Annotated in this window: 7 protein-coding genes; 5 read left to right on the top strand and 2 right to left on the bottom strand. The window is 64.1% G+C overall.

What is annotated here, in order from left to right:
• The 3 genes from RMO81_RS03375 to RMO81_RS03365 all read left to right on the top strand — a co-directional run.
• Positions 1 to 892 (top strand): beta-galactosidase trimerization domain-containing protein (locus tag RMO81_RS03375; protein ID WP_310474323.1); only part of this gene is annotated, 892 nt, incomplete at its 5' end.
• The gene (locus RMO81_RS03370) at positions 889 to 1,917 is read left to right on the top strand and encodes a DUF2855 family protein (protein WP_310474322.1); all 1,029 of its coding nucleotides are present in this window, start codon (positions 889 to 891) and stop codon (positions 1,915 to 1,917) included. The genes RMO81_RS03375 and RMO81_RS03370, both read left to right, overlap by 4 nt.
• Before the next feature lie 183 nt (positions 1,918 to 2,100).
• Complete coding sequence (locus RMO81_RS03365; RefSeq protein WP_310474321.1) at positions 2,101 to 2,532, top strand: pseudoazurin; 432 nt, start codon at positions 2,101 to 2,103, stop codon at positions 2,530 to 2,532.
• A gap of 58 nt (positions 2,533 to 2,590) precedes the next feature.
• On the opposite strand, the gene edd is transcribed toward RMO81_RS03365, so the two are convergent.
• On the bottom strand, positions 2,591 to 4,411 hold the full coding sequence (gene edd / locus RMO81_RS03360) for a phosphogluconate dehydratase (protein ID WP_310474320.1): 1,821 nt from the start codon (positions 4,409 to 4,411) through the stop codon (positions 2,591 to 2,593).
• Between the two features lie 45 nt (positions 4,412 to 4,456).
• Positions 4,457 to 6,037, bottom strand: coding sequence for an NAD(P)/FAD-dependent oxidoreductase (locus RMO81_RS03355; protein ID WP_310474319.1), 1,581 nt, complete (start codon positions 6,035 to 6,037; stop codon positions 4,457 to 4,459).
• Positions 6,038 to 6,079: 42 nt separating this feature from the next.
• On the opposite strand from RMO81_RS03355, the gene RMO81_RS03350 reads away from it, so the two are divergent.
• A complete protein-coding gene (locus RMO81_RS03350; RefSeq protein ID WP_310474324.1) occupies positions 6,080 to 7,348 on the top strand; it encodes an MBL fold metallo-hydrolase in 1,269 nt (422 codons plus the stop codon).
• Positions 7,349 to 7,525: 177 nt separating this feature from the next.
• On the top strand, positions 7,526 to 7,875 hold a 350-nt coding region (locus RMO81_RS03345), incomplete at its 3' end, for an MFS transporter (protein WP_310474318.1).

The following is a 7,875-nucleotide window of genomic DNA, read 5'->3' as shown; positions in this document are numbered from 1 at the left end:
GAGCTGGTTCCGCTGGCGGCAGGCACCCACGGGGCAGGAGGCGATGCACGCCGGGCTGAACCGGCCCGACAACCAGCCAGCAGCGGCGTGGCCGGAAGTGGCGGCGCTCAGTGCCGGGCTGGCCACGCTGGGCCCGCTGCCGAAGCGCGGCCGCAGCGATGTGGCGCTGATGTTCGATTATGACAGCATGTGGGCGGTGCAGAGCCAGCCGCAGGGCCGCGATCAGGATGCGCTGGCCACGGCGATGGCCTGGCACACGGCGGCGCGGCGACTGGGTTTGAGCGTTGATATCGTGGCGCCCGATGCCGATTTCAGTGGTTACGCACTGCTGCTGCTGCCGGGGCAGATTGTGCTGGATGCAGCGTTGGCGCAGCGCCTTGCCAGCAGCGGCGCGACTGTGTTGGCCGGCCCGCGCACCGGTTCCAAAACGCGGGATTTCGCCATTCCGGCCACTCTGCCGCCTGATGGATTGCAGGCGCTGATCGACGTGACGGTGGCGCGGGTGGAAAGCCTGCCGCCCGGAATCGTGCTGTCAGTCGGCAATGGCGGGCAGGTGACGGGCTGGATGGAGGATGTCGAAGCCGGTGCTGCCGTTGAAACCCGCCTTGCCCTCGATGATGGCCGCGGCCTGTGGTTTGCCCACGATAAGGCGCATTATCTCGCCGGGCAGACCGATGATGGCCTGTTGCGCCGCGTTCTGACGGAAATTGCCGTTGCTGCCGGGCTGCATCCGCGCGATCTTGGCCCGGATGTGCGGGTCGAACGGCGCGGCACGCTGAATTTCCTGTTCAATTATGGCCCGCAGGCCGTTGCGATTGAAGAACGCGTAGTGATCGGAAGCAAATTGGTGCCGCCCGCTGGCGTCGCCATCTGGAAGGATGAAGCCCCATGACGACCCTTGCTGCAAAGATTGGCGCTCTGGCGCAAACCGCTGCGCTGCCTGATCCTGGCCCGATTGCCGACGGCGAGGCGCGTTTTGTCGTCGAGCATTTCGCGCTCACCGCCAACAATGTCACTTATGCCGTGCACGGTGAGGATTTCGCCTATTGGCGCTTCTTCCCCGCGCCTGAGGGCCTTGGCATCGTGCCGGTGTGGGGCTTCGCCCAAGTCAGCGAAAGCAAGGCCGACGGCATCAGCGTTGGCCAGCGCTTCTTTGGCTATTGGCCGATGGGTGCGCAGGCGGTGATGACCCCAGTGCAGGTATCGGCGCATGGGTTCACCGATGGCGTTGCCCACCGCGCCGGGCTGCCGCCGTTCTACAACCGTTACAACCCGGCCAGCGCCGAATGGGGCGATGAGGCGCTGCAGTGCCTGTTCCGCCCGCTTTATGCCACCAGCTTCCTGATCGATTGCCTGGTGGCGACCAGCCCGGTGGATACGCTGGTGCTGTCGTCGGCCTCGTCCAAGACGGCGATGGGCGTGGCGCAAGCGGCCAAGGGCCGGAGCCAAGTGGTTGGCCTCACGTCGGCCGCCAATCGCGATTTCTGCGTCAAGACCGGCTATTACGATCAAGTGCTTAGCTATGACGAAGTCGGCCAGATCGCTGGCGACGCCATCGCCTTCATCGATATCGCTGGCCATGGCGGCGTGCGTGCCGATGTTCACACGCTGCTGGGTGACCGGCTGAAGGAAACCCATGTCGTGGGCGACACCCATTGGCAGGTGCCCAATGTCGCCGCGCTGCCCGGCCCGGTGCCGCAGATGTTCTTTGCGCCGACCGTGGCGCAGGGCCGTGTTGCCGAATGGGGCCCGGCTGGCTTTGAACAGCGGCTGGGGGCCGGCTGGGTGCGCTTTGCGGCCACGCTGGGCTGGCTGCGGGTGGAGCGCGTAACCGGCGATGCTGCGGTTGCCAAGGCCTGGGCCGAACTGGTGAACGGGCGCATCGATCCGGCGGTTGGCCTGATCGCCAGCCTGTGAATTATTCAGCCTGCTGAAAGCGATGGCGTGCCAAAAGCGCTGTCAGCACGGCTGCATGGACAAAGTGTCACAATCCCAGCGCGGGCGAGTGGGCGTATGGAGCCGCGCAACCGGTTGATCCATACATCAGACGGGCGATTTTTGGTTGAGCGGCGCACGGTGCGCCGACGCAAGGAGAGACAAATGAAGCTTCTGGGTTTTGTTGCTGCTGCCCTGGTGATTGCTGCTCCGGCGGCTGCCAAGGAAATCACCGTCAAGATGCTGAACAAGGGCAAGGAAGGCGCCATGGTTTTCGAACCGGCGTTCGTCAAGGCTGCCCCGGGTGACACCGTGAAGTTCGTGGCCACCAATCCGGGCCACAACGCCCAGACCATCGCCGGCCTGCTGCCGGCCGGCGAAGCCGAGCAGAAGGGCGCGATGGGCAAGGATTTCGTGTTCAAGGCCGGCAAGCCGGGCGTTTATGGCATCAAGTGCCTGCCGCACTTCTCCATGGGCATGGTTGCCCTGGTGCAGGTCGGCAACGGCCCTTCGGCCAACCTCGCTGCCGCCAAGGCCGTGAAGCTTTCGCCGCTCGCCACCAAGCGCATGACCGCCTATCTGGCGCAGGCCAAGTAATCGGATTTCTCCGATACTGAAGCGGCCGGGGTGGCGACACCCCGGCCGTTTTCGTTTGCTACAGACCAGCGGCCTTCAGCATCGCCGAACCGCCGGCTTCGGCATCGTCGCTGCCGCTGCGGAAGAAGGCGAACAATTCGCGTGCCGTGCCTGGCCCCGATGCTGCGATCACCGCCGGGGCGCGTGCCGAAAATTCCGCCGCATCCACCAGCACATCCAGTTGGCCCTTGTGCGCGCACAGGCGGATTACATCGCCATCACGCACGCGCGCCAAAGGGCCGCCAGCCATGACTTCCGGGCAGACGTGAATGGCGGCCGGCACCTTGCCCGACGCGCCCGACATGCGGCCATCGGTGACCAGCGCCACCTTGAAGCCGCGGTCTTGCAGCACGCCCAATGCCGGGGTCAGCTTGTGCAGTTCGGGCATGCCGTTGGCCTGCGGGCCTTGGCCGCGCACCACCACCACGACATCGCGGCTCAACTCGCCGGCCTTGAAGGCGGCCTGCACCGATTCCTGGTCTTCAAACACGCGGGCCGGGGCCTCGATGGTCCAGCGTTCTTCATCCACCGCGCTGGTCTTGAAGATGGCGCGGCCCAGATTGCCCTTCACCAGCCGCATGCCGCCATCGGCGCGGAACGGGGTGGAAACGGCGCGCAGGATGGTCTCATCCCGGCTGGCCGGCACGTCCTGCCAGCTCAATTTGTCGTCGGCCATCACCGGATCGCGGGCGAAATCGGCCAGGCTCTGCCCGCCGGCCGTGATGATATCGCCGTGCAGCAGCCCAGCTTCGAGCAGGGTGCGGATGGTGAACGCCATGCCGCCGGCCGCATGAAACTGGTTCACATCCGCCGCGCCGCCGGGATAGACGCGGGCAATCAGCGGCACTGCGCCTGACAATTCGTCGAAATCCTGCCAGTCGATGCTGATGCCGGCTGCGCGCGCGATGGCCGGCAAATGGATGGCGTGATTGGTGGAACCGCCGGTGGCCAGCAGGCCAACCACGGCGTTGACGATGGCGCGTTCGTCCACGCACTGGCCCAGCGGGCGCTCGTCGGGCTGATTCAGCGCGATGCCGGCCAGCCGGTGCATGGCGGCGCGGTTCATGGCGTTGCGCAGGCCGGTGCCGGGATTGACGAAGGCGGCGCCGGGCACGTGCAGGCCCATCACTTCCATCATCATCTGGTTCGAATTGGCGGTGCCATAGAAGGTGCAGGTGCCGGGGCTGTGGTAGGACGCGCTTTCAGCCTCCAGCAGTTCGTCGCGGCTGGCCTTGCCTTCGGCCGCCAGCTGCCGGATGCGCTGCTTTTCCTTGTTGGGCAGGCCCGACGGCATTGGCCCGGCTGGCACGAACAGCATCGGCAGGTGGCCAAAGCGCAGTGCGCCAATCAACAGGCCGGGCACGATCTTGTCGCAGATGCCGAGCAAGGCGACGGCTTCGAACATCCCGTGGCTCAGCGCGACAGCCGTGGCCAGCGCAATCGCATCGCGGCTGAACAACGATAATTCCAAGCCGACCTGGCCTTGCGTCACGCCATCGCACATCGCCGGCACGCCGCCGGCCACCTGCGCCGTCGCGCCGACTTCGCGGGCAAACAGCTTCAACTGCGGCGGGTAGCTGCCATAGGGCTGATGCGCCGACAGCATGTCGTTGAAGGCGGTGACAAGCCCGATATTGATCCGCGTGCCGGCCTTGATGGTGGCCTGATCATCCAGTGCAGCAGCAAAGCCGTGGGCTAGGTTGGAGCAGGACAGGCGTTCCCGGCCCATGCCGTTTTCCCGCTCCTGCGCGATGAAATCGAGATAGCGACGCCGGCCGGGGCGGCTCTTCTCGATGATGCGGTCAGTGACGCGGGCGAGTGTGGGATGCAGATTCGTCATGGCTCCTCTATAGGGAGCATCGCCGCGCTTGGGCAGGGTGAACTGTTACGCCCGCAGCTTGAAAAGCGGTCGATCCGCCAAAATTTCGCGCGCGGCATTGTGGCCGGGCGCACCGGTGACGCCGCCACCGGGATGGGCGCCGCTGCCGCACAGATACAGGCCCTTTACCGGCATGCGGTGATCGCCGTGGCCCAGCACTGGGCGGGCGGCCCAGAGTTGATCAAGGCTGATGCGGCCATGGAAAATGTCGCCGCCGATCAGCCCGAATTTGCGTTCCAGATCGAGCGGGGAGTGGATCTGCCTCGCGATGATGCTGCGCTTGAAATTGGGGGCGTGCGCCGTAACGGTATCGACGATCAGATCGGCCACCTTATCGCGCACATCGTCCCAGCTTTGGCCGTCGGGCAGGTTTGGCGCGAACTGCTGGCAGAACAGGCTGGCGACATGGCCGCCCTCTGGCGCCAGCGTGTCGTCCATGGTGGAGGGGATCAGCATTTCCACGATTGGCCGGGCCGACCAGCCATAAGCCTTGGCACCGGTATAGGCGCGGTCCATGTAATCCAGCGACGGCGCGATGATGATGCCGGCACCGTGGTGCACGCCGGGGCCCTTGAGCACCGTGAAATCCGGCAGTTCCGACAACGCGACGTTCATGCGGAAGGTGCCGGAACCGCAGGCAAAGCCATCCATGGCGCGGGCAAAATCGACCGGCAGTTCGGATCGGTCAACCAGTTGGCGGAACAGCAGCGCCGGGCCGGCATTACTGGCGATGATCGGCGCTTCGAGCACGCGGCCATCTTCCAGGGTAACGCCGCAGGCTTTGCCGCCGACGATGTTCACGCGTGCCACCCGTTCTTCCAGCCCGATGGACACGCCCTTTTCGCACGCTGCCGCGGCCATCGCCTGGGTGATGCTGCCCATGCCGCCAATGGCATGGCCCCACGCGCCCTTGATGCCGTTTACCTGGCCAAACACATGGTGCAGCAGCACATAGGCCGAACCCGGCGTATCCGGGCTGGCGAAATGGCCGACGATGCTGTCAAACCCCAGCACCGCCTTGATCGGGTCGCTTTCGAACCAGCCATCAAGAAATTCGCGCGCCGATCGGGTGAACAGGGTGAACAGGTCACGCTGTTCTTCGCCGGAAAGCCCCAGCAACGGCCAGCCTTGTGCGGCCAGCGTTGCCATGCCCTTCAGCCCGCGCCCGGGCGGTGTTTTCAGCGCGAGGCGCCGCATCTGATCGGCCAGCACCTCCAGCCGCGCATCATAGGCGGGCAGGGCGGCAGCATCCTTGGCGGAAAACCTCGCCACTTCGGCTTCGGTCACGCCGGGGCCGACTTTCAGATAATCGCCATCGAGCGGCAGGAAATTGTTGAGCGGGCGGTTGACGATCTTCAGGCCGTGTTCGGCCAGATTCATGTCGCAGGCGACCTTGTCCTGCAGCAGCGACACGGTGTAGCTCGCCGTTGAATTGCGGAACCCCGGCGCGAACTCCTCGGTTACGCAGGCGCCGCCCACTATGCTGCGCGCTTCGCAGATGTGCACCTTCAGGCCCGCGCGGGCGAGATAGAAGGCCGTTACCAGCCCGTTGTGGCCCCCGCCGATGATGATTGCGTCATATTGCATGAATGACGACATGCCCGCGCACGGGCAGACGGTCAATTGGCAGTGACGCCAACCCAGCAGCAATGGCGCAAGGCGCTGATGGGGCTTGGCACTTGTTCTGCCTGTGCGCGTTGCGACGGGTTTTTGCTGCAGCCAATGCATGGTATTCTGCTGCTCTTGAGCAAAATCATGGCGGTCGAATCAATGCTGATTGCGAACCGCCGAGCGGTTTTGAGGCTGGCAGCCGCCGCCATGGCGGGTTTGGCAACGCGGGCATTTCCCACGGCACAGTCCGCTCAGGCGTTGCAGGTACAGCAGGTCGACAGTCTTGCGTTGCAGGTTGTCACCGACGCCGCAACCTTCGGCCCCTTTCTCGACGATCTGAATCTGCCTGGAATGATCGTCATCCGCGCCGGGAATGGCGGCCCAGCAAAGCAAACGCACATGCTTGCACAAGCAGTTGTTGGCGAATTTGGATTGTCGATCCTTGGCGACTCGCAGATCGGCAATCAACGTCGTCGTGTCATGGTCGATTTCGGCTATTCCAAAGAAGCGCTGGAAACCAACATGCGCCTGCTGGGAATTGATCCGCAAACGATCGATGCAGCGGTGCTCAGCCACGGCCACCTTGATCACTATGGCGGCTTCCCCGGATTGTTCGCCGGAAACTTCGGGGGCCGTTCTGCAAGTCAGCGCCGGGTGCCGCTGGTTGTGGGTGGTGAAGAAACCTTTTGCGAGCGCGTGGCCATGATCGGCAATCCTGCACCAATCATGGGCACGCTGGACCGTGCCGCGTTGGCCAGGGCAGGATTTGATGTCGTCATTCGCGAGTCGCCCGCAACCGTCGCGGATCATGCGTTCACGACCGGGAAGATCCCGCTCAACAGCTTTGAACGCGCCGCAATACCCACGAGGATGCGGCCTGGAATCGGTTGTAGCCGAACAGCGTTGAACCCGGCCAAAAGCGCTCTCGGCGAACTGCCCGACGATGCCGAGCACGAAATCGCAACCTGCTATGCCGTCAAAGACCTTGGCCTGGTGGTGATCGCATCATGCAGCCATCGCGGCGTCATCAACTCGGTCAGGCAGGCGCAGGCGGTATCCGGCATCGAAAAAGTGCATGCAGTAATTGGTGGATTTCACCTTGTACGGCCACGAACCGTGGATGAAGCCAAGCGAACAGTCGCAGAGTTTGCCGCGATCAATCCCAGTTACATCATCCCCATGCATTGCACGGGTGAGGTGTTCATCACCGAGGCGATGCGGGTTATGCCGCAGAAGATCGTGCGGTCCTATGTGGGATCGAAATTCGTCTTCACAGGATCGGCCTAGGCTTTTCTTGCGGGGCGGCCTGCGGGCCTTTGTCCGGGATGGCCCGGCGAAACCCGCCAAGGCTGCGGTAGCCCATGGCACACAAGTTGCAACCTGCGCCGCATCCGCTATGCCGGTAGGCAAGAAACAGGCGGGGAGGCCGGGGTTTTGGGCGGTTCAGAGGCGACAGGCGAAGACGTGATCGACCCCAAGCGGGATCGGCTGGTGATCGTGGCCAGCAGCCTCGGCACCGTGTTTGAATGGTATGATTTCTTCCTTTACGGCATCCTGGCCAGCCTGCTCGGCAAGCTGTTCTTTGCCACCGGCAACCCCACCACCGAGCTCCTTTTCAGCCTGTTCGCCTTTGCCATCGGCTTTTTCTTCCGGCCGCTGGGCGCGCTGCTGTTTGGCTGGTTTGGCGACAAGGTGGGGCGCAAATACACCTTCCTGATCACTATCAGCGTGATGGGCGGCGCGACGGCCTGCATCGGGCTGCTGCCCACATTCGAACAGGCCGGAATCGCGGCGCCAATCATGCTGCTGGTGCT

Origin of the sequence: Sandarakinorhabdus sp., assembly GCF_031422795.1 — a bacterium.
Taxonomy (GTDB): domain Bacteria; phylum Pseudomonadota; class Alphaproteobacteria; order Sphingomonadales; family Sphingomonadaceae; genus Sandarakinorhabdus.
The sequence above is the reverse complement of the archived record's forward strand: the minus strand, read 5'-3'. Positions and strand labels throughout refer to the sequence as shown.

Coding starts and splice junctions, on each gene's coding strand:
- RMO81_RS03370 (WP_310474322.1), top strand. CDS start 889: ATGACGACCCTTGCTGCAAAGATTGGCGCTCTGGCGCAAACCGCTGCG.
- RMO81_RS03365 (WP_310474321.1), top strand. CDS start 2,101: ATGAAGCTTCTGGGTTTTGTTGCTGCTGCCCTGGTGATTGCTGCTCCG.
- edd (WP_310474320.1), bottom strand. CDS start 4,411: ATGACGAATCTGCATCCCACACTCGCCCGCGTCACTGACCGCATCATC.
- RMO81_RS03355 (WP_310474319.1), bottom strand. CDS start 6,037: ATGCAATATGACGCAATCATCATCGGCGGGGGCCACAACGGGCTGGTA.